21 protein-coding genes and 1 pseudogene are annotated in these 26,145 nt (G+C 45.8%); 4 read left to right on the top strand and 18 right to left on the bottom strand.

Annotated elements, in window-relative coordinates; all coding sequences use genetic code 11:
• Nucleotides 1–53: 53 nt before the first annotated feature.
• From MUB50_RS08810 to MUB50_RS08745, 14 genes and pseudogenes are all read right to left on the bottom strand, one after another.
• Nucleotides 54–1,052 (bottom strand): nucleotidyl transferase AbiEii/AbiGii toxin family protein, encoded by a 999-nt coding sequence (locus tag MUB50_RS08810; protein WP_244802537.1) that lies wholly within the window; start codon nucleotides 1,050–1,052, stop codon nucleotides 54–56.
• Complete coding sequence (locus MUB50_RS08805) at nucleotides 1,049–1,666, bottom strand: DUF6088 family protein (protein WP_055158509.1); 618 nt, start codon at nucleotides 1,664–1,666, stop codon at nucleotides 1,049–1,051. Before MUB50_RS08805 ends, MUB50_RS08810 begins: the two co-directional genes overlap by 4 nt.
• Nucleotides 1,667–1,847: 181 nt before the next feature.
• Nucleotides 1,848–2,330, bottom strand: a complete 483-nt coding sequence (locus MUB50_RS08800) for a hypothetical protein (RefSeq protein WP_015542949.1) — start codon at nucleotides 2,328–2,330, stop codon at nucleotides 1,848–1,850.
• 62 nt (nucleotides 2,331–2,392) lie between these two features.
• Entirely contained in the window at nucleotides 2,393–7,294 is a 4,902-nt protein-coding gene (srtB, locus tag MUB50_RS08795; protein ID WP_244802536.1) for a class B sortase, read from the bottom strand.
• Nucleotides 7,295–7,333: 39 nt separating this feature from the next.
• A complete protein-coding gene (locus MUB50_RS08790) occupies nucleotides 7,334–8,446 on the bottom strand; it encodes a DUF4366 domain-containing protein (RefSeq protein WP_005361100.1) in 1,113 nt (370 codons plus the stop codon).
• On the bottom strand, nucleotides 8,436–8,681 hold the full coding sequence (locus MUB50_RS08785; protein ID WP_040446576.1) for a DUF4315 family protein: 246 nt from the start codon (nucleotides 8,679–8,681) through the stop codon (nucleotides 8,436–8,438). The genes MUB50_RS08790 and MUB50_RS08785 overlap by 11 nt, the downstream gene beginning before the upstream one ends.
• An 18-nt stretch (nucleotides 8,682–8,699) precedes the next feature.
• Nucleotides 8,700–11,378 (bottom strand): CD1108 family mobile element protein, encoded by a 2,679-nt coding sequence (locus tag MUB50_RS08780; protein ID WP_244802535.1) that lies wholly within the window; start codon nucleotides 11,376–11,378, stop codon nucleotides 8,700–8,702.
• 33 nt (nucleotides 11,379–11,411) lie between these two features.
• The gene (locus MUB50_RS08775) at nucleotides 11,412–13,847 is read right to left on the bottom strand and encodes a VirB4-like conjugal transfer ATPase, CD1110 family (protein ID WP_430438583.1); all 2,436 of its coding nucleotides are present in this window, start codon (nucleotides 13,845–13,847) and stop codon (nucleotides 11,412–11,414) included.
• Nucleotides 13,786–14,220: a PrgI family protein gene (locus MUB50_RS08770; RefSeq protein WP_025577943.1), complete on the bottom strand. Its 435-nt coding sequence runs from the start codon at nucleotides 14,218–14,220 to the stop codon at nucleotides 13,786–13,788. The genes MUB50_RS08775 and MUB50_RS08770 overlap by 62 nt, the downstream gene beginning before the upstream one ends.
• A 36-nt stretch (nucleotides 14,221–14,256) precedes the next feature.
• On the bottom strand, nucleotides 14,257–14,997 hold the full coding sequence (locus MUB50_RS08765) for a hypothetical protein (protein WP_243872589.1): 741 nt from the start codon (nucleotides 14,995–14,997) through the stop codon (nucleotides 14,257–14,259).
• Between the two features lie 2 nt (nucleotides 14,998–14,999).
• The gene (locus tag MUB50_RS08760; RefSeq protein WP_015542954.1) at nucleotides 15,000–15,557 is read right to left on the bottom strand and encodes an MT-A70 family methyltransferase; all 558 of its coding nucleotides are present in this window, start codon (nucleotides 15,555–15,557) and stop codon (nucleotides 15,000–15,002) included.
• Nucleotides 15,557–16,009 carry a SpoVG family protein gene (locus MUB50_RS08755; RefSeq protein WP_015542955.1) on the bottom strand — a complete coding sequence of 151 codons (453 nt, stop codon included), beginning with the start codon at nucleotides 16,007–16,009 and terminating at the stop codon, nucleotides 15,557–15,559. Before MUB50_RS08755 ends, MUB50_RS08760 begins: the two co-directional genes overlap by 1 nt.
• Before the next feature lie 38 nt (nucleotides 16,010–16,047).
• Nucleotides 16,048–16,575: pseudogene (locus MUB50_RS08750) on the bottom strand (VirB6/TrbL-like conjugal transfer protein, CD1112 family); the annotation flags it as partial.
• Between the two features lie 45 nt (nucleotides 16,576–16,620).
• Nucleotides 16,621–17,250: a helix-turn-helix domain-containing protein gene (locus MUB50_RS08745; protein WP_008369918.1), complete on the bottom strand. Its 630-nt coding sequence runs from the start codon at nucleotides 17,248–17,250 to the stop codon at nucleotides 16,621–16,623.
• 171 nt (nucleotides 17,251–17,421) lie between these two features.
• On the opposite strand from MUB50_RS08745, the gene MUB50_RS08740 reads away from it, so the two are divergent.
• The 4 genes from MUB50_RS08740 to MUB50_RS08725 all read left to right on the top strand — a co-directional run bounded on the left by MUB50_RS08740 (nucleotide 17,422) and on the right by MUB50_RS08725 (nucleotide 20,841).
• Nucleotides 17,422–17,652 carry a helix-turn-helix domain-containing protein gene (locus MUB50_RS08740; RefSeq protein WP_004843519.1) on the top strand — a complete coding sequence of 77 codons (231 nt, stop codon included), beginning with the start codon at nucleotides 17,422–17,424 and terminating at the stop codon, nucleotides 17,650–17,652.
• Nucleotides 17,653–17,792: 140 nt separating this feature from the next.
• The gene (locus tag MUB50_RS08735) at nucleotides 17,793–18,107 is read left to right on the top strand and encodes a relaxasome subunit MobC (protein WP_072522126.1); all 315 of its coding nucleotides are present in this window, start codon (nucleotides 17,793–17,795) and stop codon (nucleotides 18,105–18,107) included.
• Nucleotides 18,108–18,434: 327 nt separating this feature from the next.
• On the top strand, nucleotides 18,435–20,156 hold the full coding sequence (locus MUB50_RS08730; protein ID WP_107029154.1) for a MobA/MobL family protein: 1,722 nt from the start codon (nucleotides 18,435–18,437) through the stop codon (nucleotides 20,154–20,156).
• Nucleotides 20,134–20,841: a DUF6040 family protein gene (locus MUB50_RS08725; protein WP_008394183.1), complete on the top strand. Its 708-nt coding sequence runs from the start codon at nucleotides 20,134–20,136 to the stop codon at nucleotides 20,839–20,841. The genes MUB50_RS08730 and MUB50_RS08725 overlap by 23 nt, the downstream gene beginning before the upstream one ends.
• 195 nt (nucleotides 20,842–21,036) lie before the next feature.
• Here the strand turns inward: MUB50_RS08725 and MUB50_RS08720 are convergent, their stop codons facing one another.
• From MUB50_RS08720 to MUB50_RS08705, 4 genes are all read right to left on the bottom strand, one after another.
• Entirely contained in the window at nucleotides 21,037–23,364 is a 2,328-nt protein-coding gene (locus MUB50_RS08720; RefSeq protein WP_117593969.1) for an ABC transporter permease, read from the bottom strand.
• A 14-nt stretch (nucleotides 23,365–23,378) separates the two neighbouring features.
• Nucleotides 23,379–24,044 carry an ABC transporter ATP-binding protein gene (locus MUB50_RS08715; protein WP_006859033.1) on the bottom strand — a complete coding sequence of 222 codons (666 nt, stop codon included), beginning with the start codon at nucleotides 24,042–24,044 and terminating at the stop codon, nucleotides 23,379–23,381.
• Nucleotides 24,045–24,195: 151 nt separating this feature from the next.
• Nucleotides 24,196–25,227: a sensor histidine kinase gene (locus MUB50_RS08710; protein ID WP_006859034.1), complete on the bottom strand. Its 1,032-nt coding sequence runs from the start codon at nucleotides 25,225–25,227 to the stop codon at nucleotides 24,196–24,198.
• Nucleotides 25,224–25,913, bottom strand: coding sequence for a response regulator transcription factor (locus tag MUB50_RS08705; RefSeq protein ID WP_009265522.1), 690 nt, complete (start codon nucleotides 25,911–25,913; stop codon nucleotides 25,224–25,226). Before MUB50_RS08705 ends, MUB50_RS08710 begins: the two co-directional genes overlap by 4 nt.
• Between the last annotated feature and the right edge of the window lie 232 nt (nucleotides 25,914–26,145).

Below are 26,145 nucleotides of genomic sequence, written 5' to 3'. Positions count from 1 at the left end.
GGCTATTCTAAAGCATCTTAGAATAGCCGGCAAATAAATGGATATGTAATTGTTTATAGTGTATTGATCTCTTTTTCCAGTTCCTGGACCGCTGCTATGACTGTCTCAAATGTCGGAATATCCCCATACAACATATCCTGCATAGAGTTATAGTCCGTTTCCAATGCTGCGAACCGATATTCCGGCGGGAGTAATTTTAATGTGCCCGGCACAGCCTCCGGGTACTTCGCCCATGCTCTGGGATAGAATTTCATTTTGAAATCTACAACTTTCTTCAGGAGATCCAGCCTGGAAAAAGCAGCTTCTTTGACCGGTGTTGCAGCCATGCGGTAGAGATCATAATAATGTCTGAAATACCGCTGCGGCATTTCCAAATGTTCCGGTCTGTTCGCTTCATGGTGCAGGATTGTGGCTTTTTCCCAGAAGGTCCGTTCCGGGGCAACGGTAAGGATTGCAGTTTCTTTTTGCTCAAAAATCTTCGGATAATATTTTGCCGCGTATGGTTCGATCAGCGCTGTTTTTGCAGGAGTCCACGCTGCCAGCGCACCAATCTCTAAACGGATCACCTGTAAAGTCGCCGTATTCGTAAAAAGGTGCGGATAGGCGAAAATGACCGTCTGTTTATCCTTTTCATCTATGTAGACATTTGCTTCACAACCGATTTCCTGGGATAAGCCGGCTTTGACTGCCGGGCAGAATGTTTCGGACAGAAATACCTCTGCACGCACATTGGCTTCTTTGTTAAAAGCATCCTGTTTTGTATTGGAACGTTTCTCCCATGGTTCATCTTTACCATATCCCAATACACGCCAGTCCAGAATCAAATCAATATCTTCTGAAAACCGGCTGATCAGGTGAAAGGCTTTTGAAAGGCTGGTACCACCCTTAAAGGTGATGGACTCTTTCCATGGTGAGCGATGAAATAAATAATCCAGCGTAAAACATACCCAAAAGTCTTTTTCCACGATGGCATCATTCAGCCCCATTTTATCTGCTGTATTTCTGAACAGCTCCCTGCGGTCGTTATCTGAAAGTCTTGCTATATTTCTCATTGTACCTTTTCACCTCCACAAATCTGCCGTATCGTATCGTAAACCCAATCCGTAGACTCGGTTGCTTCCTTCAAACAAGCCTGTTTATCCTTGTCTGTCAGTTTTTCGGAAAGCATCTGTATGACTTCTGGCGTAACATTCGATCTGCCAAGCGTTTTTAATGCCTGTATAACCAAACTTGTCATATAGGACAATCCGGTAATCTCCTTATTGGTCCGGTGCTTAAATTCCAGCTTTGTAGAGTTCCACTCGTAGGTCTTATATGGACCATCGCTGATATAGGACCATACTGCTGTTACCTGTGTTGAAAGACCTAACAGGTTCAATGCTGTATTCCCACATGGGGCAATCGTCCAGTGATAACTTCGTGCCAATGCGTTCGCCACCGCTTCCGGGTCTGCCGCCACATATTCATCCAGAAGTTTGCTATATTTTGGTTTTTCATAAACTCCTTTCAAAATACGGCGCAATGTTCCTGATTGCACTAAACGGCTTAAACTTTGACGAATAGTGGATGTATCTGCAATATCCGCAAAATCAGACATCACAAAAACAGTTCCATCTTCAAGAGAAAGAACACGCTCTCGTATTCGTTTTGTATATCCGTTGTCCACAATACCGCCTCCCTTCATGTCACGAATATTATATATTATTCGTGACATGATTGCAATAGGTCCTATTCCTCTTATTTTGAGTGTTCCCATTAAAAATCTGATTTATACATCAAAAATCAAAAATTTTGCAAGGCAGTACAGTTTTCATATATGTCACATATTTTATATATTATTCGTGACATCAGGCAGTTGGCAGGTAGATCCAGTCGTGCATCAGGCACACGCTGGGTTCATCCTCCCTGGGAACCAGACGGTAGGTACATTCCCCATAGACCGTGCGTTTGTCCTCGATCTCCATGCCATAGGCTTTATAAAAGCGGTATTCCAGATTGGAGATAATACAGCGCAGGGTTTGCAGAGCCTCCCTTTGAGCTGATACGATCAGGTCACGGTCAATGCTACGCTTCAAAAACAGCAGCGATTTGTAAAGCTGTACCTCTGTGCGGTAAGGGCGGCAGTCTTTCGTTTCCAGCCATCCGCAAAAAGCGACCGGTCCGCTCTGGATCACACTGCGGTCCGGGTGATAATACTCATAGCAGTCCAGGTTTGCCGTATTCAGAAGATAGAGCATTTCCCGGACTTCATTTTCCGGCATGTCGTAAAACCGCAAAAGCGAGCGGTAAAGATGGACATAGCCGGGAATGGAAATCATGGTATTTACCATAAAATAAAATCCTCCTTGTAAACAGCAGGTGCGGGAGCTTTTGCCCCCGCACCGTCTAAAATCTATATTTCGTTATCTACTTTCACGAGTTTTCCCATGACAAGGAAGCGTCCTGTGCCGCCCGGCGTACAGGTAGAAAGGGTCAGTACCTTATCGCTGCAGGTCACAGTCACATCACTTTCCACCGCAGAACGTTCCTTCATAGCTGTAAGCCAGGTAGTATAAGCACCGTCATCCTTCCAGGAAAGCTGCCAGGGAGAAGTTTCACTGCCGGATTCTTCCGGCTTTGCTGCAAACGCCGCAAAGATCTCCATGACATAACCCCCCTTCGGAGTAACGAGATACATCTGCCTGTGAGCATCAAAGTAACTTTGTTCATCGTACCGGTTCAGCAGCGCAAACATGGAACCATCCCGCATATTATGACCATAAATGATCGTATTGCGGTCTGAAAAATCTGCCTGGTTTTCATAATCGGCAAACAGGCAGCCAACCTTGTTATAGGTTCCGTCATAAAGATGGTTCAGGTAATATTCGTTGTTGTCGGTCTGCGTTACCGGATAATTGAGCACCGTATCAGGAAGGGAAAGCCATCCGATGATGTCCGGTCCATTTTCACGGAGCGTTTCAAAGTCTACCGAAGGCAGGACAATATCGGTATCGTCCCGTTTTGGTTCTGTCGGATCGGGTGCCGACTCCGGGGAAGCTGTCTGCTCCGGCACTTCCACATATCCGGCAAGATCTCGATAGGCATCTTTACTCTCAGCATACTGGTTCAAGTCACGGAACACCAAAAAACCGCTGCCAAGAGCCACCAGAACGCAGAGTGAAAGGACAGAAACCCCGACAGCCGTTCTTTTCAGGGAAGTCCTGCTGTATTTTCCCTTTTTGAAATAATACACAGCAAATACGCTGCCGCCGATCAGTGCGGCTGCCAACAGTCCGCCATATAGGAAAATATATGGATCATCCCCGGTCTGCGGTACCGGCTTTTGAGGGGTGGAAGGATTGGACGGAACAGAAGGCTTTTCTGGCTTCTCCGGCTTTTCCGGTTTTTCATTAAAGAACTGGACCGTAGATGTCTGGTCAGCTTTGATCTCCACCGTAGCGGCATCAGGAATGATGTAATCCTTGCTTGCCCGGTTTGCAACTTCTGTTACGGTATAAATACCAACACGAAGGCCCTTGACTTCAATTACACCGGATTTTGGAGTGGTGAATGTCTCGCAGTAGGAGCCGTCCGCGCTCTTGACCTCGATGGCAAAACCATCTTTGCGCCCGTCGCTGGAATCCTTTGTGATCTTTAAGTTGCCGCGGTAAGCCTCATTGGTAAATCCGTGCCCGGCTTCTCCATTTTCCACAACTGCGATCTGTCCATCTTCTGTGATGGAAAAATAGTAAGCGTTTGGGTCAGGCTGATAGCCCTCCGGCGCTTTGCTTTCTTTGATAAAGTAGCCGCCAGCCAGAAGGTTTTCCGCCGTATGATAGCCTGCATCGGTTTCTTTCAGCGTACTGATCTTTTGATCGTCAGGATCATATTCCTGGTTGGCATTGGAATCCGCATACAGGTCGAACACCGCACCGGGCAGGAAACGCAGGAAAGAATTCTTGTCTTTCTTATCCTCCTTTTCCGCAGGGGAAGGTTCTTCCACAGCTTCGGTTTTGGTCACCTGCACGCTGCCGCGGATCAGGGTGTTTTCCACACGGATCTCGATATGCTGTCCGTCTGCACCGATATATACATGGTGCTGCTGCGGGCTTACTGTATAAAGGTCAGGGGCAGAGATCTCCTTGACGATCCAGTGTCCGTAAGGAATGTTCTCAAAGGAAAAACTGCCGTCTTTTCCGGTAACAGCAGTAAGCAGTGCATTTTCTTCGGTAAATTCTTCTGTATCAGGTCTAAACAGTCCCATGAGTGCACCGGCTAGCGTGACATCTTCGCCGCCTTCCGGGTTTTCCCCAACTTTTACACCGTCTACACGCCCGCGGAGAAGTTCATTGGAAACAGCCTCGCCTTCATTGACAAGGATCTGTACCAGGGCGGTTTCCTGACCAGCATACTCAAAGACAACCGGATATTCCTGATCCGAAAGGATATAGGCGCCGTTGGTTGTGCGTTCCTTGACATAATAGCTGCCAAAAGGCAGGTCGGAAGCGAAGGAAGCGCTGTAACCGCCGGATTCCTCAGACGAAACAGAGACCACTTCCAGAAGTCCACCTGCCGGGATTACGCTGCCATCTGCCGCCGTCAGGTCTGCGGAAGCATAAAGTCCAAAGGAAATATCCTTATATTCCTCGTTCATGCCAAGACCGAACAGGTCATCGGTCTCCATTGCCTTGAAAAGTGTGACATCCACTTTCTGGCGTTCGTCATAAAGACCGGCCGCTGTCTGTGTAACCTCTACGGTCTCACCCGCATAGGTCAGTTCCACATATTCCGGTTGAGGATTCAACACACAGCCGGAAGGCGCCTGACGTTCCTCCAGACGATAACGGCCAAGATAGAGAGACCCGCTTTTCGCTGTGCCGTCCTCGCCGGTCGTAAGTGTTTCCACAACCGTATCTTTTTCTGCCCGCAAGGTACCGTCACCGGTATAAATATCTTCATCTGCGATCACATCATAGACCGCTCCAGGAAGTCCGGCAACCTCATATACCGGTTGGTACAGTCCGTCGTTTTCCTGGACAGAAGCAAATACTTCTCCGGTCTTTGTGATGGTAAGCTGACCTTTCTGCGGCATATTGTACTGAGTGACCGTCACAACCGCCTCGCTGCCGTCAATGGTAAACGGTACCGGCTGATCGGAAAGCACATAGCCATAAGGGGCAGCCACCTCATAAAGTTCATAATCCCCAGCGGCCAAAGGCTCCGGCAGCATCAGCCAGCCCTCGTCAGAAACATAGAAGGTATCCAGTGTTTCCGGGTTCGGATAGTAGACGGTCTGGGTGATAAATTCCCCGGTGGAAAGATCCTTGATCTGAAAACCGGTTCCGGTCACAGGGATAATCTTTCCGGTCTCTGCGTCACATTTTTCAACTTTCAGACGGGCTGTGATGGTGCGGTTGTTCAGGATATAGCTGTAAGTCTTTCCGTCAGAGGAAATGAATACCGTAAAGTCCGGGACAAAGGCTTTGCCTTCCTCGCCTGCGATCTGATGGACCGTATAATGCCCATAAGGAAGCGGTTTACTGGAAGCAAAACCATCCGCATCCGTGGTAAGAAGGTCACGTTCACTTTCCTTTGCCGCGTCATAGCTTCCGGCTGCCTTTAAGTAAACTTCAAAGACTGCGCCTGCTTCCGGGCGTTCGATGATACCGGCATTGGGATCGTCGGTATTTTCGCCCTCAGGCACATCCGGGTCCAGGTCATCGGTGTGCTTGACAAGCTGGATATTTCCGTAAATAACCGTTTCCGTCACCTGATTTTCTGTGGTATTGAGTTCCACTTCATACAGGGAAGGGGATGCACCCACTTCATAAATGGTTTCATTCAGAAGATACCCGGTGCTCGGTTCGATTTCCCGGATCGTCCAGCCATCCCCGCATACATAATAGCGGGTCATAAAGCTGCCATCCGGCCCGGTAGTATAAGTGTCGATCAGTTCGCCATCACGGAAGATCCCATAGGTCGCTCCTGCAAGCGTGGCATCCCCCTGGGCATTTCCGGTGTCAGCATCACTCTTTACCACATGGACACGGAACTTCTTCAGGATATTGCTGAAATGTACCGAAGAAGTCTGCCCGCTTTCAATGGTCACGTACTGTGCGGAAGGGGTCACATAGCGATCCACCGGAAGTTCTTTTACCAGATAGGTTCCCGGCAGGAGCTTCTTTTCAATCTGGCCGTTTTCTCCGGTCGTAACTTCCTCATTGACTTCATTTCCCAAAATGTCCGTACCGGAGATATGGAAGGTGATACCGGAAACAATGCCGTCCTCACTGGTCTTGACAAGTTTTGCGGTACCGTAAGTTTCCGTTTTGATCTTTACAAAGAAGGAAACCGGATCGCTGGCGCCGGTCATCATGGTCTGGTAGCCTGGTCTGCCCCAGATCAGCATGTCGTTTGCCACCGGGATATTCTTTCGGAATTCAAACAGCACCGGGTCCATCATCATCTGCCTGCTGGTAAAGGTGTATTCATTTCCGTTTCTTGTCACAGAAACGCCGCTGCCTTTCAAAGCCTCCAGATCGATCTTCAAGTTGTTGGTATCTGTGACCGTCAGGGTATAGACCTTTTTTTCTACATCCCATTTCAGTTCCAGTTCCGGTGCTTCGCTTTTCTTAGAAGAAGTAAAGGAAGGTACTGTGGAATGGGAAGCGACCTGTGCAAGAATCCAGTCATAGGCTTTTTCTGCCGGTCGTCCGGCGATCACGCTGAAATACTGGTCGGCGTCTGCGTGGCCGTTTCCGTGGCGGCTGTACGGATCGCTTCTAAGTTGCTGCTGGTATTCCCAAAGGATGATCTGGGTTGCCATCTTATAGTCATCCTCGTTGATTCCGGAAACAGGGAGCGCCGCACCGGGTTTCCAGCCATAGATCGCAGTCAGGGTGATCCCCCTCCTTGCCTCGGCAGGAAGCAGGTTCAGGTATTGGCTGTTGGTCCCGCTTTCCGAAACATAGGTATTTTCCGAAGTATGGTAAGGAATCCCGCTCTCCACACAGTAAACCTGGTGGCTGATCCCGTCAGAATCCGTCAGCATATAGTGCCGGTAAGCATTGCCCCCGGAACTGGTGTGTACGTCGATGGTTCCGTCTGTATGGTAGGCAAGATAGGTGTAAGGCGCCGGGGCGCGGTAGTGGTTCCCATCAGAGCCTACATACTGGTCGCCCAGCCAGGAGCTTGCCGTCTGTCCGACAGACATGGCAAAAGCCTGAGCCGGAAGAAGCCCCAAAATGCTTGCCATACAAAGCAAAAACGCCAACAGCTTGCGAAAGCCGCGGCGTCTGGTTATGATATGTTCCATGAAAAAATCCTCACTTTCATAAAATCTAAAAGGACAGCCTTATTTGCTGTCCTTGTCGTCAAAATCGTCCTCGGAAAGATATTCCGGTTCCCCGTATGCCTCATCCGGGTCAAAGCCTTCGCCATAACCGTCATCCTCAAATTCCGCATCGTCCTCGGCCTGCTGTTTCGGACGCACGATTTTTACATAGTAACCGATTCCGCCGACCGCAAGTAAGGCAACAAGGATAAACAGGATCGTGCCGACGCTGCCGGTTTCTTTCTTCGGCTTTTCCGGTTCTGCCGGTTTTTCAGTTTCCGTCGGCTTTTCTTTTCCTTTGCAGCCATTTAAGTCATTTTTGCAGACCGGGCAGCCGGTATTGACTTTTCCCGCCTCACATTTTTCTGTGCAGCTGCAGCTTTCTTCCTGGGGAATCATGCTCATGCTGCCATTGTTCTTTTCTGCAAGCGCCATCAGGTCGGACTCTGTGACGCCGTTTAAGAAGTAGACATTGTTATCTTCCCGTTTCCCGTCGATCACCAGATAAAAGACATTGCCCGCGTCCGTAGTGATGGTGTAAAACTGTTTTTCCCCATCCGTACCACTGATGTTGTCCTGTACCGTTCCGGTGCCTTCCGGGGTAAATGCACCTTCCGGGACCGCAGAAGTATTTTCCTGCTGTCCGGTACTGTTATCTGAACCGGAAGAATTTCCGCCGCCGGAAGGGGTTGCAACGTTTGAGCCGGAAGGTTTTTCTTCCTTAGGCGGTTTTGTCTGTGTACCGGACGGACTCTGGGGTGCTGCCACAGCAGGTTTCTTTTCAGGAGCCGGTTCTTTGTAATACGGATTATCCAGCTTTACCGCATCAGAACGGTTTCCTGCATAATCCTTTGCGTATATGCTTACCTGTTTTTCTGTTCCTGCATAATCTTTTAGTGCAACCGACGCTTTCCCATCGGTAAGGGAGTTGATACGGTTTTCATCAACAAAGACCGCCTCCACGCCGGATAGATCGTCACTGCTTTCTATTTTCAGGGCATCGCCCTCCAGGGAAGCAGTCAGCGTTGGCGGTGTGGTGTCTTTGGAACCGCCGGCATGAGCCGTTACAGGTAATGCGCTGACACTTACAAGAAGCGTAAGCGCCAGCAGCAGGGAAAGTTTTTTAAGCCTCATGCACATCCTCCTTCTCCTGCGGTAAAATAGTTTCCGAAGGGGCCGCCTGCTGTGATTTCAAAAAATCCGCAAGCTGCTGGGGCGTCAGTTTGAAACTGCGCGCCACCGCCACATAATCGGTATTTTCCAGCTCCGTTTTCTGTTCCTCCAGCTTATGGAGCTTTGCCTGCATTTCCGCAATCTTTGTTTTGGTCTTTTCAATTTCCTTTTCCAGTTTTTCAATTTTAGGATTCAATTTATTACCTCCAATCTGTTAAGGCAGACGCCCAAATGTATAAAAATGCTGCTGCCAGTAGCTTGTATTGATGTTGGCATAAGAGATCGGGTCTCCGCAGTGGATCATCATTCCATTTCCTACATAGATCCCTACATGGCTTGCGCCGCTGGTATTGTAGGTCCCCTGGAAGAAGATCAGGTCGCCCGGTTTTGCATCTGCGCTTGATACCGGCGTACATACACCTAAAAGACCGTCCGCAGTCAGCCTTCCGAAATTCCAGCCGACGCCGCAGTTGTTGATCACCCAGGACACATAGCCGGAACAGTCAAAGGAAGTGGAAGGGCTTGCGCCTCCCCATACATACGGATAGCCAAGATATTTTTCCGCCTCGGCCATCATTGCAGCAAACTGTTCATCCGCAAGGGCTTCCGGTGGAATGTCATAATCGAAGTAGTTTCCTGTGCCGCCTGAACCAACTTCCGGCAGGTGCCGTTCGCTGGTATCGCCGGTATCAGCAAAATACAGGGGATTCAAATACTGACCGTCAACCAGGACTTCTAAATGCAGGTGGGGACCGGTGGAATTTCCGGTATTCCCGACCTTTGCGATCACATCCCCGGCTTTGACCTCCTGCCCGGCAGAAACAAGGATCTGGGAACAGTGCCCGTATTTGGTCGTCAGGGTATGTCCTTCGTATGCCTCGCCTTCAATGGCAACACATAAGCCATAACCGCTGGCATTTCCCGCAAGGGTGACTGTTCCGTCATGCCCGGCAAGGATCTCTGTGCCCTCCGGCATCCCGATGTCCACACCGGTGTGATAGTTCTTTTCCCCGCTGATGGGATGTACCCGGTAGCCGTAGTAGCTGGTCACATAAGGGAGCCAGTTGGTGCCAAAGATATTTTTGACATACTGGCGGTTTCCTTTTGTCTGCAGCAGGATCTCGCAGATCTCTTTCTGGTCTGCGTTCATCCGGGAAACGACCAGGTTTTCCAGAGGTGTGACTGTGAGCTTGACATTTAAGATGCGCCATTCATAAGGCACTTCCTCCTGGGTTTCTTCCCCGGTTTCCGGGTCAACGGAAGTTTCGGTGCGGTAACGGATCTCGGTTTCTTCTGAAAAGGACAGGGTATATTGTTCCTGGAAAAGCTGCCGCAGCACGCTTTCCACTTCATCGTAAGTAAATCCCTGATAAGCAGAAGTCAGATACCCCATCAGCACATACGGGTCATGCTCGATCGCACCCAGGTTATACCGGTATTCGTCATAACCGGGGCGGTCTGATTCCACCCGGTCTATTTCCATTTGCAGATCTGTTTCCCACTCGGTATAGGTAAGCTCCGCCTGATTGATGTCCTGATCGTCTGCAAGATAGGTAGAAGCAGCCAGACTTCCCAGACCGCCGGTCCCAATATTGGAGAACGTGGAAAACAGGGACATGATCAAGAAAATTACCAAAAGGAGAAGCAGGAGGACAAGGCAGATCATAGGGTGCCGTTTGACCGCATGGACAATACCGACGCTGACCCTCTCTGTTGCGACTGCGGCATTTTTTGCCTGTTTCCCGGCTTCACGGGCAGCCTTGGCATACTGCCTTTTCAGTTTTTGTTTCTGCCATATCCGGGCAATCGCATGTTTCTTCAGCTCCGGGTGGTCGCTAAGAGCCTGCCGGTAGGCAAGTCTTGCGTTGGCCTTTGCTGATTTTTGCTGTAATTTCGCTGCCTTTCGGTAGGGGGCAGTTTTATGCCGGTGATATGCCGTGCGAAGCCCCGCCTCGCCCACAAGTTCAGAGCGGTGGGCTGCCTTGATCCCCACATTTTCATCCTCTGCCTCATAAATCTTTTTATGAGCGTAACCAATGGCAGTATTGGCGCCCGCCTTGACCGGACGCAGGGGTACAGGTCCTTTTACATGGGCCTTTTGGGATTTAACCTCCTTTTCAAATTTTAAGTGTTTTTTGGCTTTTCCGGTCTCCGGGTCGGAAACCGTCTCCATGCGCAGTTTCTTCCGGGCCGGCAGACGATTTTGCGCCTGCTCTGCTTTTTGTGCAGTCCGTTCCGCCTTCCGTCTTGCATGGGTGAGCTTTTTATCCTTTGTCTCCGGTGGCAGTTCATCCGCAGTAAATTCCAGCTTGGATGTTTTCGGCGGTTCGCTATCCACACCCTTTTCCTTTTGTGCTGCCTGTTCCTCCGCCTGTGCCGCTTCCTGAAAACGCTGCTGATATTTGTTCCCATGCTGATGTGTCCGATAACGATGTCCCTGACCGGATCTGTCTGTGCCGCTCGGTGGGGCTGATCCTTCGGAAGAAGGTGCATATTGTCCGGTATCATGGTCTGTCACATCCTCTGTTACAAAAGAACGCCTGGAAACCTCCTGCCGGAAATTGCTTCGTCCGTTGTCCTGTGTCGGGGACTCTGTTCCGGTAGCATCCGGTATCTCAAAGCGATCTGAAAAGCCATCCAAAGAGGTTGCATACACTTCGCCCTGCTCCAGCAAGGACTCCGGTGTTTCCGGTGACAGATGGGAAAATTCCGTCTGTACAGGGATGTCCTGCCTGTGTGTTTTGCCGGTGACAGAAGAAGGGGTGTCCCGTGCCCTGCGCAGGTCAAAATCCTGTTCGGTCTGCCTGACTGCCGGCTGATCCTCCCCGTGGGAATCACGCACCGGCATCCGGGTATCTTTGCGCTTCCTTTGAAATTCCCTGTCGTGTGCCATTGTTCTCACCTCCGATCCATTTTAATTTTTGTCTCACGCTTTGGTCCCCGCTATTTCATCCGGTCTTGTGGTAAGCACACTGTACAACAGTGTGTCCTTCGGGAAGTGGTCCACAAAGGGGATGATCACATTTCCAAAGAACAAAAGCCCCTCGCCGGGACCGGAATGGGTCACATAGGAAAGCTGGTGCGGGGAGATTCCCAGCTGCTTTGCCAAAATCTGACGGTCTCCCTGGGCCTGGTTGAGCATATAGATAAAGTCCGAGTTCTCAAAAATGTTCTCGATCTCACGGGAAGCCAGAAGGTCCTTGACGTTCTGCGTTAAACCTGATGGGATTCCGCCCCATTTACGAAAGCGTTTCCAGATCTCCACGCTGAAACTTCCTGTCTGCCCTTTCAAAAGAAGGTGGAATTCGTCGATATAGAACCAGGTTGTTTTATGTTTGGAACGGTTGGCCGTAACACGGTTCCACACCGCATCCTGCATGATCAAAAGCCCGATTTCCTTTAAGGCTTTTCCCAGTGATTTAAGCTGGAAACACAGTACCCGGTGTTGATCCATTTGGATATTGGAACGGTGGTTGAACACGTTAAGGGAACCATTGACATAGATTTCCAGCGCAGTTGCGATATTCTGTGCCTCCGGTTCAGACTGTTTCAAAAGCAGCTCGTAAAGATCGCCTAAGATCGGCATATTTTCCGGGCATGGGTCCTGCAGGTATTCCCGGTACACCAGTCTGGTACAACGGTCGATGATCGTCCTTTCAATAGGGGAAAGCCCTTCTTTGCCGCCGATGATAAGGTCACACAGCGACAGAATAAAATCACTTTTCAAAGTGATCGGGTTTTCATCATCGGAATAGTCCAGATTGATGTCCATAGGGTTAATGTAGTTTGTGGAAGTAGGGGAAATATCAATGACCTGCCCCTGGGAACCGAACTGCTGCACCAGCGGCCCATACTCATTTTCCGGGTCAGCGATAATGATGTCGTCCTCCGTCAGAAGGAACACATTGACGATCTCACGCTTGGCAGAGAAAGATTTACCGCTTCCTGGGGTACCGAGAAACAGCCCATTGGGGTTTTTCAGCGTTTTTCTGTTCGCCATGATCAAGTTATTGGAAAGGGCGTTCAGGCCGTAATACAACGCCTCGCCCTCCTGGAACAATTCACAGGTGGTAAACGGTACAAAGATCGCTGTGCTGCTGGTCGTAAGCCCGCGCTCAATTTCAATCTGGTTCGTACCAAGAGCAAGCGAGGACATAAGCCCCTGTTCCTGCTGGTAATCCAGCCGTTTTAAGGCACAGTTGTATTTCTGTGCCACACCCGAAGCGGCAAAAATATCATTGAACAGCTTTTGGCGTTTGGCAGCGATATTTTCCACCAGTACCGTCACAAGGAACATGCGCTCATTGCGGCTCTGTAAATCCTGCAAAAGATTTTTTGCTTCCTCTCCATAGGTGGCAAGGTCGGTGGGAATGATGTCCATATCATACCCGGATCGGACCGCTTTCTTTTGTTCCTCAATGGTCATTTTCTGCAGGTCCGACATTTTACGCTTGATGTTTCGGATTGCCTGTGCCTGGTCGATAGACTGAATATGCAAGTTGACAGTCACGGCGTCGTTTAAGTCAAGAAGATCCGCTAAAAGCCGGTCAGTAAGCTCCGGCGCCAAAATCTGCAAAAAGGAGACGGCACCGGAATGGTCGCCTACCCGGAATGTCTTTCCATCCTTTGAAAAAGACAGCCCGGATGGGGAAATGAAGTCTTTGGTAGAAAGACCGGTCTTAGGCAGATCCGACCACTGGAAATGAAACTTTTCCTGACCGTCCGGGTGAAGCTGGCCGTGAAGAAGTTCCAGACGTTCCAGTCCGTTTAAGGATCTTGACTGGACTCCAAGGGTTTTGAAATTTGCCAGCACATCCGTTTCAATGCGTTCCAGACGCATTTTCGCAGTACGCAGGTCATCTGCCTCGATCCCAAAGGTAATGTATTTGCGTTTGGTGAGACCGTTATTTCCTTTCTGCAACTGGTTCTTTAACATATCCCCGTATTCCTTGCGGATTCCGTCATACTCGTCGCCGCGGGGAGGGATTTCAATGCTTCTGGTAAAATCCTGCATATTGGCCCGCTGGTTGATAAAGGTAAGCTGCACATGGATCGAAGCATCGAAGTAATTTAAGAAATCGCAGTAACCCTCGAAGATCTGTGCTTTATCATCTGCCTGTGCAAGCTGATAGTTAATATCAAAAAACTGTACCGTTTTGGTGTAAAGGGTATCGGTCAACCGGCAGATCCCATCCCGGTACATTTCACGGTAGGGAATGCTCTGCTGGACCGTCTGCGGGGCATCTGCTTTCAGCCCGGCAAAAAAGCCGCCTTTTTTAGACGGCTTGGAACGGGCAGACTTAGTTTTGCCCTGCTTTGCATCGGATCTGGTCTTTTTGGCCTGCCTGATATTTTTTTGCAGACGCTTTTCCTGAGCTTCCTGCTGCTTGTTTTTTGGCAATCTTTGTAACCTCCTTCTTTGACATAGATTTATACAGGTTATCCGTCCTGTATGGACGGTTCTTCGGCCAGAGCTTATAACGGAGCCGGTTCTTCAAGATCTTTTCTGCCGGCTGTCCGTCACGCTCATACATGGCGAAGAAGAAAAAGGGCATCATCAGCCCGATCATCAAAAGTACAGCCGCCGAATTGCCGATCGCCCCGCGGGTAAAGAAATACACCGGAAGGCCGACAAGCCCGGCAAGACTGAAACAAATAAGCTGGCGCTTCGTCAGATTGAAGGCCAGCTTGGTTTTAACTTTGGTTAAATCCTTTGGTACAGGTACATAAGGCATCTATACACCTCCCATCGTAATATAGTTTCCGGCCCATTACCGTGCACCGAATTCGCGTACCGGTTTCTCCGAAGCCGGACATTCCCGCACTTCCTGAGCCGCATTTTGCAGCCGTGCCAGGACAGAAACAGCCGGTCCTCTCTGACACAGGTATTCCTGGCTATCTCGGATTCCGGCAATATTTTCCCGAATATCCATATCCACGTCGAACACATCCGAAACCGGTAAAAGCCAACGGTCTGCAAAGTATTTCAAAGGATTCTCAAGCGCCAGCACATCATCCAACATTTCATCCCCGAACTCAAACTTTGTTGTCAGATAGGAATACGCCTCCTGCATGGCTGTAATTTCAGCAGCTTTTTCAATTAAGGATTCCTTATCTCTTGACATAAGGCTTTCCCGGTAAGCAAAGTAATTCTGTCCCAGCCGTTTCATCAGGAGTGTATATTTGTCCTGTGCGGAAGCTTCGCTTGTGAAATGTTCAAATTTTTGCTCTGCATCAATTTCTTTGAGAAGATCGCAGATCGGGAAACTATGTTCATGGTTATTTTCTTCCCAGCACCATCGGGCTACGTCCAACGGGTCCTGAAAAGAAAGAAGCGCCTCTACTTCCGCCGGGGTAAATACATGTTCAACCTTCAGATAATAGTGGAGTTCCGAAAGTCCCTGTAACTCGTAAATACTACCGATATTCTGTGCATCCAGCATATCCGCATGAACCTTCAAACACTCGTCCAGCCGTTCCATAAGCAGCCGCTTTGCATCTTGTTCTATCAAAATCACCCCTTTCGCTCCGGCATAGTCAGCGTACAGTTCACTTCATTGCCCCACACATCCCAGCCGGGTGTCTTTTGTCTTGCAAACAGTTCCACTCTGGGCTGATCGCCCATGAGTTTTACGATCTTATCCCGCACCTCGTCCGGTTTCTTGCTGTGCTGCTCAATATGGGAGATTACAAACTGATGGATTCCCGCACACTGGCGTTTCGGTCGGCCTCTGGTTGCCAGCAGGCAGACCTCCGCATTAGATCGGGTCCAAAAGCCCATGCCATAAAACCAGCTATCCGCTTTCCGGTTCTGTTTGAGCCATAGAAAAGCCAGCGTTTTATATTTGAATCCCCAGGCATCGATCACCCGGAAGGCTTCATTGAGCTGCGGGAAGGTCGCCCACAGAAAAAGGGTGCTGTCTTTTGCGGCAAGTTCCGATACCGGCAGGGCACAGATTTCTTCAATGCTCATTGTGGGGTAATGGTTCTCCGCAACGCCGCTTCCATGTTTCCTATCATAGCGCCAGGGCGGATCGGCATAGATAATGCCGTACTGTTTCGTTTCCGGCATTAGCGAGCCTGCTCATTCTTAGATGGGGCAGGTTTGGCCGGCTGTTCTTTGACCTTACCGGCATTTTCCTTCAATGCACCGGTCAGGGAAGGTTTTTCCGCAGCTCCCTTTGTTGCTTCAAGAGTTGCTTGCAAATTTTCAATAGCCTGCCCATATCCATCGATCAGAGCGTCATTAAGCTGTTTGCGGAACTCTGCCGTAACCGGCCAGCAGACATCTTTCCAGTTACCTCCCTTATCCTGGGTTGCGGGCATATTGACATACAGCCCCTTTTCACTGGAACAGATACGGAAGCCGTCAATCTTAAAGCATCCGCCAATCGTAACATTGGCAAACGCCAGCAGGTTTCCCATTGGGGCGATCGGACGCACGCGGACATCCAGCTTCATGCCGTTTGTCATTTCCGGCGTCTGTGTCTCCGGCGCCATTTTTTCTGTATTGGTTTTACTCATATATAAAATCCTCCTTTTTAGAATTGGTTTTGTTCATGCTATCTTGCATTAAATATGGATTTGGATAACGAACCTGTCTTAAACAGGGCAAAGGCCAGCAGTACCGTATAACCCGCCGTTCCCCAGATCGCGCCGTGCACGTCGCCGGACGATGGGATAGACTGGACCAGCACTGCATAAATGGCAACACAGATCAGAATCAAAAAACCCTGAAAACCCAGGGCAAAAAGGGAACGCAGATACCCGGTTCCCATTTGTCCCCATTCCCGGTTTGCCATTGTGGAAAACGGGATCGGTGCAAGGCTCACGGTTAAATAAATCTCGATCATACGGCCATATACAATGACAAAGATCACGATGGACAGTACCCACATACACAGATTGATGATGTTGGTTTCCAGCCACAGTCCAATCAGTTCCCACATTCCCATTGCTTCAAGCTGGGTTTCCAGATCAGACAACGCCGCCTGCACATCCAGGTTCCCGTTTATGACACCGGCACTTTGCGACACCACATTTTGGGCCACATCAAAGACCGCCATCACAATCGTAAAATCGGAACTGATGAAATGCTTCGTGCGTGTAAGTATATCATAACTCCGGTTGTCTTACTATACCGATTCGGAATCTTCGTATAAGACTTCTGATAAAAGATTTGCAAGCCTTTGTTCTGCTGTTTTTTGTTTCTTGGAATAGAGCCTTACAATGTCTGCCATCTCATTAAAAGCATTGATGGTAGGAGTGATTTCCCTTAAGAACATAATCTCATTATATTCATCATTCGATTCAAACCCTATTGTTTTGGCAATATCCGTCTGACCAGCATTTCCCTTGAAGTTTTTGCAGGCGAACTGGAAGGAATCCAAAAACAGACCATATTGTTTTAACATCAGCAGTAATAAATCTTTTGAAAAAGCATCTTCTTCTTTGGTAAGGGCAAGCGGTAACTGTTCCAGAATATCTCCCATCGCATCACGAATCTGTAATTCTCTCTTATCCGTAATGTCGGTTTCATATTCATCTGTTTCCCCTTTGAGCCATTCCACGGATACATGGAGTGCTTCCGAAAGACCTTCCAGCACCATTTTTTTCGTATTGTCAATCGAACCATTCTCATAACGCAGGATTGTAGAAGCGGTAACACCCATCTTTTCTGCGACATAAGGCTGTGTCAGATTCAATTCCAGACGGCGCTGTTTTATTCTGCTGCCTATCAGCTTGCGTAGTTCTTTATCTTTCATGCTGACTGCCTCCTTTTTCGGTATGTATGAATTATAGCATTGTTTTTCTGAAATTGCAATATGCAATATAAAAATTATTTTTAATATTTCGTAACGCTTGACAAAAAGATTTGGAAAGGATATACTTACATCACAAGAATTGCATAATGCAATTTATAAGGAGGTGATTATATGACGCAAAGAAAAATTGCATTATCCATCGAAGAAGCTGCTGATTATACGGGAATCGGCAGAAATACCTTAAGACAGCTTGTAGAATGGAAGAAACTTCCAGTATTAAAGGTTGGTCGCAAAGTCCTGATTAAAACCGATATTCTGGAAATGTTTATGGAAGCGAATGAAGGTCGTGATTTGAGGGATAGAGGAAATGTAAAAGCCGTAACAAGAACTGCGGCAAATTAAAAAGGCGGCTTCCAAAGAAACCGCCAAAGGTTCTATCAGACCGAAGCCATGATATACCTACACGCAAGAAGATTATACCATGTGCTTCTTCTGATACGCAACCGAGAACTTATGTTTGCAAAAGAAAGGGGAATGTAATCATGGCAAAATCAACAAAAAGTTATGAAGAACGAATGCTTGAAATGGAAAAGAAGGAACAGGAAAGCCTTGAAAAGGCGAAAAGATATGCAACACAGAAGAAAGAACTTCTGAAACGAAAGAAAGCCGAAGAAAGTAAAAAACGAACCCATAGGCTCTGTCAGATTGGCGGTGCAGTGGAATCCGTTCTTGGTGCACCTATTGAGGAGGAAGACATCCCAAAGCTGATTGGTTTTCTGAAAAGGCAGGAAGCCAATGGGAAGTTTTTCTCAAAGGCAATGCAGAAAGAAGCCAATACCGATATGGAGGAAGTGTAATGGCGGAGGGGATGAGTTTTTCATTCCCTTCATTGCTTTTTCATGAAGGGCGCACTTATGGACAACCAGAGGTCGTCCCAATAAGTTTGCCACAAGTGGCAACCGGTCTGCGCTCACGCTTGCCGGGCTCGTTCCGTCGGCGGGGCTTTCAGCCAGACCTGCTCATGCCGCAGGAGGCACTCTTCGCCAGAGGGGCGCATTCCATGCAGACTGCTATGCGCAGGGCACTCTTACGCAGAGGGCGTTCCGGCAATGCTGCTTTTTCTAAAATTGAAAGCAATGTTGCCGGAAATCTATGCCGGATGTGCAGAAAGGAGGAATCCAGACATGGCGATTTTTCATTACACAATCAAAATAGTCGGACGAAGTAAAGGAAAATCTGTTATCTCCGCTTCTGCATATCTCAATGGGGATGTGATGAAAAACGAAGAAACCGGGAGTATCAGTTATTACACTTCTAAAAAAGAAGTGGTCTACACCAGTCTGATGATGTGCGAAAACGCACCTTCTGAATGGCAGATAGTACCAGAGGAAAATATAAAACGCTTTCAAAAGTCTGTCCGATACAAAAGGTCAGAAGATAAAGAAGCTGCTATAAAAAAATTTAAAATCACATTTCAAAAACAGAGGTTATGGAATGAGGTATTGAAGATTGAAAAAAATGCAGATGCCCAACTTGGCAGGTCATTTGAATTTGCCCTCCCCAAAGAATGGAGCAGACAGGAACAAATTCAATATACAACCGACTATATCCAAAAAACTTTTGTAGATAGAGGAATGTGCGCTGATTGGAGTATCCACGACAAAGGGGATGGCAACCCCCATGTCCATCTGCTTCTAACTATGCGTCCTTTTAACCCGGATCATTCTTGGGGAAAGAAAGAAGTCAAGGATTGGGATTTTGTCAGAGATAAAAACGGAAATATCGTGATTGATGAATCCCATCCGAACTGGTGGCAGGATAAGAAAAACCCTGACCGTCATGGAATCCGTATCCCTGTATTAGACGAAAACGGAATTCAGAAGATTGGAGCAAGAAACCGCCTGCAATGGAAACGGGTGCTGACCGATGCTACTGGATGGAACAATCCAAAAAATTGTGAACTGTGGCGGAGTGAATGGGCAAAGGTATGTAATGAACATCTGCCTTTGCATAATCAAGTTGATCATCGTTCTTATGAAAAGCAGGGAAAACTCCAGATTCCTACCATCCATGAAGGAGCTGACGCAAGAAAGATTGAACAAAAGTTTTTTGCCGGGCAGGAAATAAAAGGCTCGTGGAAAGTAGCGGAAAATCAAATCATAAAACAACAAAACACGTTATTGCAAAAGATACTAAACACCTTTGGGAAAGTATCGGGTGCATTATCATTATGGAAGGAGCGATTAAATGACATTAGAAGAAAGCCGGGAAATTATACCCTTAATGGAATCCATGATTGGTCAAATCGAAGAACAGCAGAACCTAATGGCAGAAATGATTCTGGAAATGCAGAACCGGGACACTCAACTCTCTCTTATGCAAAAACAGAATCAGAAATTACAAAAATTAAACAACGAGTTAACCGAGCTGCTCAACATTTTGCCAAATACCGAGGAACTGCTTTCCAAGATGGAAGAACAGAAAACGAAGATAGAGCTTTTGGAAAACGAAAATCAGCAATGGCAGAAATTGGCACAGAAGCTGAACAGCGAAAACAGTTTATTACTGAAACAGAACACCGAATTGCTGAACTGGAACAGCAGATAGAGAAAGGACGTGATATAGATGAACGAATCCAGAGAATCAAAGAACGCCGAACAGTTGGAAGAACTTCTGCTCTTGACCGAGGAGATACAAGAAGAACTAGAACAGAAAGAACAGCTTATCGTGGAACTGAAGACGCAGCTCAGCGAATCTCTGACCTTGAACGAGAAATTAAACAAAGAGAACAGAGCCGGGAATATTCAAGCATTAAAGAACGACTTGAAGCTGGCAGACAGAGCATTGCGGATCGAGAAAGAGAAGTTGCGAAGCGCAAACGTCATGATAGAGGAATGTCAAGATAAAATATGCTATTTAACACAGGAACGGGATTATGCCCGGACACATCAGAAAATCGTAGAAATACCGGTAGAAAAGCCGGTACTCTATGAAAAATGTGAAGCCTGTAACCGGACAGCCTATCAGAATGCAAAAGCAAAATACGAAACACAAAAAGAGCGACTTGCAGGACAGTATAAAGCAAAAACGGTAATGTTCCAAACAACCTTGTTCCTTCTTGCATGGTATTCGTTGACAACCACTCTTTTTCAGGCAGTACAGTCAGATATGTTCCTTGTCGATTGTAAATCATTCTTCAATGATTTAGCATCATTCATACAAACCTTTGTCGGATGGACGATTGATGCCGGGCATTCTGCGGCACAGATTAGTACAAAAATTCCAAATGCTTTTATAGCCGGAATGGTATATTGGTTATTGCTAATATTGATTGTAGGAATATGTATGGCAGGAACAGGGATGCTGGCGATACTGATAGAAATAAAGGTTATAGAATTATATAAGAAAAACTGTTGGGATGTTATTACTCTACTAATGATACTGACAAGTGTTGCTATTGTCATTTATTTTGGAGAATCAATCAAAAAAGTACTGTCAGTAAATCTTCTATTGCTTTTCGTACTTTCGCAGGGCGCATATGTTGGAATTAGATGTTATCTTAAAGTTTGGTTAGAAAAAAGACCATATTAGTATTTTCAACTTACTGTATAGACAGTAAAATTACTCCATACCAGCCTAGTGAAAATTTACTGTATGAAAAGAAGTATTACAGAGAAAAAAGGCTGTAAAAACAGGAACAGCCAGCCCGAAAGAATTTACGGACTGGCTGTATCAGCAGAGTAATGTAATTGTGGAGCTGACCGAGATATGAAAAGCTTTCTATCATCAATTTCGCATTATTGCAATAACAGATTGCTTCTTCCATGAATGAATAAGCAATATTGTCATCAAACTTTCAAGCATAAACATAGCAACAGCAAAAAGAGTAAAAGCAACAACCGGAAATACAAATCCCGTAGACATGCCTGCATTTTTCAAAAATATACCGATTGCATATCCGCCGGGGATTCCAACAACAGCAGTTATAAGCAATGCAATCAAAGTAGTAAAAAGACCTTCCATCATAAATGCTTGCTTCAACTGCTTATTTGTCATACCAATAGATTTTAGTGTGCCCATTTCCTGTTTCTGTGATAAAAGATTTGTCACAGTAAGATTGATTTGATTGATGACCGCAAATATCCACAAGATGGCTGCAATCGCATAAGCTAATGTAAAACCTGCACGATTGTCTGATTGGTGTTCTACAATAAAATCTTGAAGGGTTTGTAAGCGAACATCCCTATTGTCAGAAACGAGTAATTTGAGTTCTTGCTCGATTATCTCCTGATATTCAGTTTCTGCTTGTATTTCGATTGCGTATGTACAGTCATAACCTGCAAGTTCTTTGAGCATATTTTCCGGCATTCTGAAAATATAGCCACCCATTCCATCATTGCTGGAAGTGATTGCACCAATTTTGAATGCTTTTGTTATTGTTTTACCACTATGATTTTTGAAATTAAAGGTCACAGTATCCCCAATTTGAGGTTTCCAATGGTAAACATCATAAATACGTTCGGGATCACTTACAACTAATTCTGTATCATCAGTAATATTTCCAGACAAAACCGCTGCATTTAGCGACGCCAAATCCTTTTCATTATAGCCGAGCATCAAGGTGCTATCTGAAATATCATTGTCTGTTGAGAAATCAACTGGTACGGTAGCATAAGTAAATATATTGCTAACTCCCTCTATATCTCCAACACGCTTTACATAATCAGAAAAATATTCTTTCTGCAAGAGAGCATCCAAATTTTCACTTTCGTTTTCTAAATCAATGCTGATTTTGAAATCTCCGTACTTCATATCCCAATAACGAGCCATACTCTCGGCATTAAAAGAACTCTGATAACTTGCTGCAAGGAAAAATATAACTCCGCACAGTCCCAATGATAAAATGGTCAATAGAGATTTTTTTCTGTTTCTGGAAAAGCTGATTTTCGCTAAATATACAGGCGTAATACGATGTCTTTTGTGAGTGCGGTAATTTACAATTCCCACTGGATTTTTCAGGGCGGAAATTGGAGAAGTATTCGCTGCAATTTTTGCTGGTTTACGAACACTAATATAAACAAGCAGTATTCCAAAAAGGCATGCGCCACATAGAGAAACAATAAATGCAAATACTGACCAGCCTTTTGATTGCAGACAATAGCTGATGATCGTTCCCATGATACTACCAATTAAAATCCCCGGAACTGCAAGCATATAACCCTGTTTAAGAACTATTTTATAAATTTGCTTTTTACTTGCCCCTATTGTCCGAAGCTGTCCGAACTCAGCAACTTTTTGTCCAACCGAAATATAGAAAATGCTGTAAATTACAAGTGCGGCAGCTAAAAACAAAATGGCAGCAACTACACCATATACCGCATAATTACTGAAGGACAAAGTTGTATTTACATAATCATAGTAACTGCTGACTGTCCAATTATTCAGTCCAGTCTCCTCTGAAATTTGAGATAATATTTCTGTTGCTTCGTCTTTTGTAAGGGTATCTGCATTTTCAAGCCAAACATATCCATTAAGCAGGTTATTTCCACGTAATTCCCGGCATTTTTCAAGTGAAACAAAAACAGGATAAGCGGTAGAAGTTTTATCATGATAAATACCAACAATAGTATAATTCTTCAAAGTACCATCCAGATTCAACTGAACTATGGCGTTGATTTCCGGAGACTTATTTTCACTGGCAAAAAAGGCATCTGTAACAGCAATTTCACTTGCTTTCTCTGGATATTTTCCGTCAAAGGCAGGAATCAAACTAAGCATGTCATCATCATAATAAATCAGAGACAGTTCTTTAGAATTTTCTTTCACTGTTTTGATATTACAGGAAAGTCCTACACTTTTTACTTCTTCGTTTGCTAACAACTTTTCTTTACTGTCCTGCGTAATGTCAAAGAAAATCCCTTGATGTAATCCTTCGATTTCTTTCTGATTTTGATAAATGATATTTTGCACTGTGAGCAACGACATCATTATCATAGCAACGGCTACAATAATTGCCGAAAGGCAAAATAAGTTTTTCTTCTTATCAAAACGCACACTTTTTCGTGCTAATTTTTTAATTACTGCACTGGTATCATTTTCAAAAGGATAATTCATAATTCCCACCTCCTTTAGCCAACAATTTTACCATCTTCAATCCGTACAATGCGGTCTGCGAGTTGAGCGATCTCGTTGTTGTGAGTAATCATTACAATGGTCTGATTAAATTCTCCGCTGGTATGCTTCAAAAGCCCTAACACATCTGCACTGGTCTTGCTATCAAGATTTCCGGTCGGTTCATCAGCAAGGATAATCGCAGGCTTCGTAATTAAAGCTCGTGCAATCGCTACACGTTGCTGTTGACCGCCTGAAAGATTGTTCGGCATATTTTCCAGTTTATCTTCTAAAGCCAACATATACACAACTTCGTCCATAAATTTCTGGTCTACTGTATCGCCATCCAGTTCCACAGGCAGGACGATATTTTCATATACATTCAAAATCGGAACCAGATTATAATTTTGGAAGATAAATCCGATGTTACGACGGCGGAAAATTGTCAATTCATCATCATTCTTTTTTGCGAGTTCTTCTCCCCGTACAATCACGCTGCCGGAAGTGGGGGTATCAAGTCCTCCCATCATGTGAAGCAATGTAGACTTACCGCTGCCGGAAGTTCCAACTACGGCAACAAATTCTCCCTGTTCCACAGTAAAATTTACACCATTAAGGGCACGAGTAATATTTGGTTCTGTGCCGTAATACTTCTTTAAGTCGATTGTTTGTAAAATGCTCATATTCAAATGCTCCTTTCAAGGCTTTCTATCTGTTGATAAAGCCATTGTAAACCACAAATGTTACACAAATGTCCGAGATAGAAAAAATTTTTATCGAAAATCAGAGTGAAATGTTACAACGCTCGGACATTTCAAAAAAAGTGGTTATATCTTACCTTACAGGAAGCATAATAGAAAATTCTGAGCCTTGCCTCAGCTCTGAAACAACCTTGATATAGCCCCCTTGCCTTGTTACAATCTCACGAGCCAAATACAAACCTATTCCCACACCCTGTTGATCGTGTACTTCTTCCTCACGATAGAAGCGCCGGAAGATGGCAGCCTGATTGCTTTCTGAAATGCCCTTGCCGGTGTCGGTCACTTTGACCTCTACGTACATTTCCCACTGAACCACTGATACAGAAATCTTTCCACCTGACGGAGTGTATTTTACTGCATTGTCCAGCAGATTGAAAAGGGCTTCGCTTGTCCACTTGCTGTCATGGGAGATTATCAAATTTTCCGGGCAATCCACGGATACAGCAATTTCTTTTTTCTCTGCGGCATATACAATACTGCTCATGGCTTGTGCAAGCGTATGGAATAAGCTGCTGTCTTTCTTTTCTAATCGTATTGCTCCGGTTTCCAACCGGGACGTTTTAACCAGTGCTTGGAACAGAAAATCCAGTTTATCAGTCTGACTACGTATGCCTTGTAAAAAGTCCATCCGTTCTTCTTCTGAAACAGGCTTTGTTAAAAGTGTGTCCGTTACCATTTGCAAATTGCTGACAGGCGTTTTAACTTGATGTGAAATATCAGAAATCAGCATTTGAAGCTCCTGTCGTTCCATGTCTACCTTGTGCCGGTTTTTCTGCATAATCTCATACAACCGAATTAAGCGGTGGTTGATACGGGCAAAAAGAGTTTCACTATCATTTGACTTTTGTAATTCCTCGTTTCCATCAATCATGTTGTCCAGCGTCCGGCACAAATTAGAAGTAAAATGAGAAAGGCGTTTTCCAAAAATCAGCACCAATAGCCAAATCCAGAAAAACGCACAGAGTGTCAATGTTCCACCCACTATAAAAATTCGTATATCCTGCATTATACCGCCGAAAATACCGGTAATTACCAGCATAGAGAAAACCATGCCAGCACTAACCAGTCTACAAATTTTCTTAGCAGAAAGGTTATTCAGATTCATTTCTTTTCGCCTCCTGTCCATTGATACCCCATACCATAAACCGTTTTGATATATGTGTCGCCATCCGCTTCAATCTTACTGCGAATACGGCTGATAGAAGTAGTAAGGGTATGTTCATCTACATATTTTTCATCAACATCCCACAGTTTTTCTAAAAATTGTTGGCGAGTAAGTACCTGCTTCGGATTTTTAAGAAATAGGTTCAACATTTTATATTCCATCGCAGAAAGTGCTAATGGTTTCCCGTTCAAACTTGCAAATTGTTCCGAAAAATCCAGAAACAAGCTACCATCCTCGTAAATATCCTTAGCTGGTTTGTGATGCTCCAACATAGCGAACATGGCTTTGATTTTTCGCTGCAAAGCACTAATCGAAAAAGGTTTCGTGATATAATCCACTGCACCAGCTTCATATCCCCGTATCTGATTGCTTTCCTGATCGTTGGCAGTTAGAAATATAACTACTGTATCAGGATGCTCTGGCTTGATAAGACGGCATAGGTCATAACCATTTCCGTCTGGTAAATTTATATCCAGCAATACCAAATCAAAAATGTTTGTTTTTAATGATTCAGCGGCTGTCCTTGCATTCAGAACAGAAGTTATTGTGTAACCGTCCAATTCCAAATTATAAGTAAGCGTTTTATTCAAAAGATTATCATCTTCGACAATTAAAATATGCTTCATATTATCACTTCCTTTTCTTTTTGCAGATAGTATAACAGGCAAATGTCCGAGAATTGTTACAAGGACAAATATATTTTTCATTTTACAGCTTTTTTCTGTGTACTGCAATTTTATAAAAGAAAGGACAGCAGTGTCAAATTGCTGTCCTTTCTTTTATCATAGCTGGTAGTGTATAAGCGTGGGTTCATCATATCGGGTGTGGTATCTTTAACTACAGGAAACTCCCTACAAC

Source organism: Blautia sp. NSJ-140 (assembly GCF_022868965.1).
Lineage (GTDB): Bacteria > Bacillota > Clostridia > Lachnospirales > Lachnospiraceae > Blautia_A.
The sequence above is the reverse complement of the archived record's forward strand: the minus strand, read 5'-3'. Positions and strand labels throughout refer to the sequence as shown.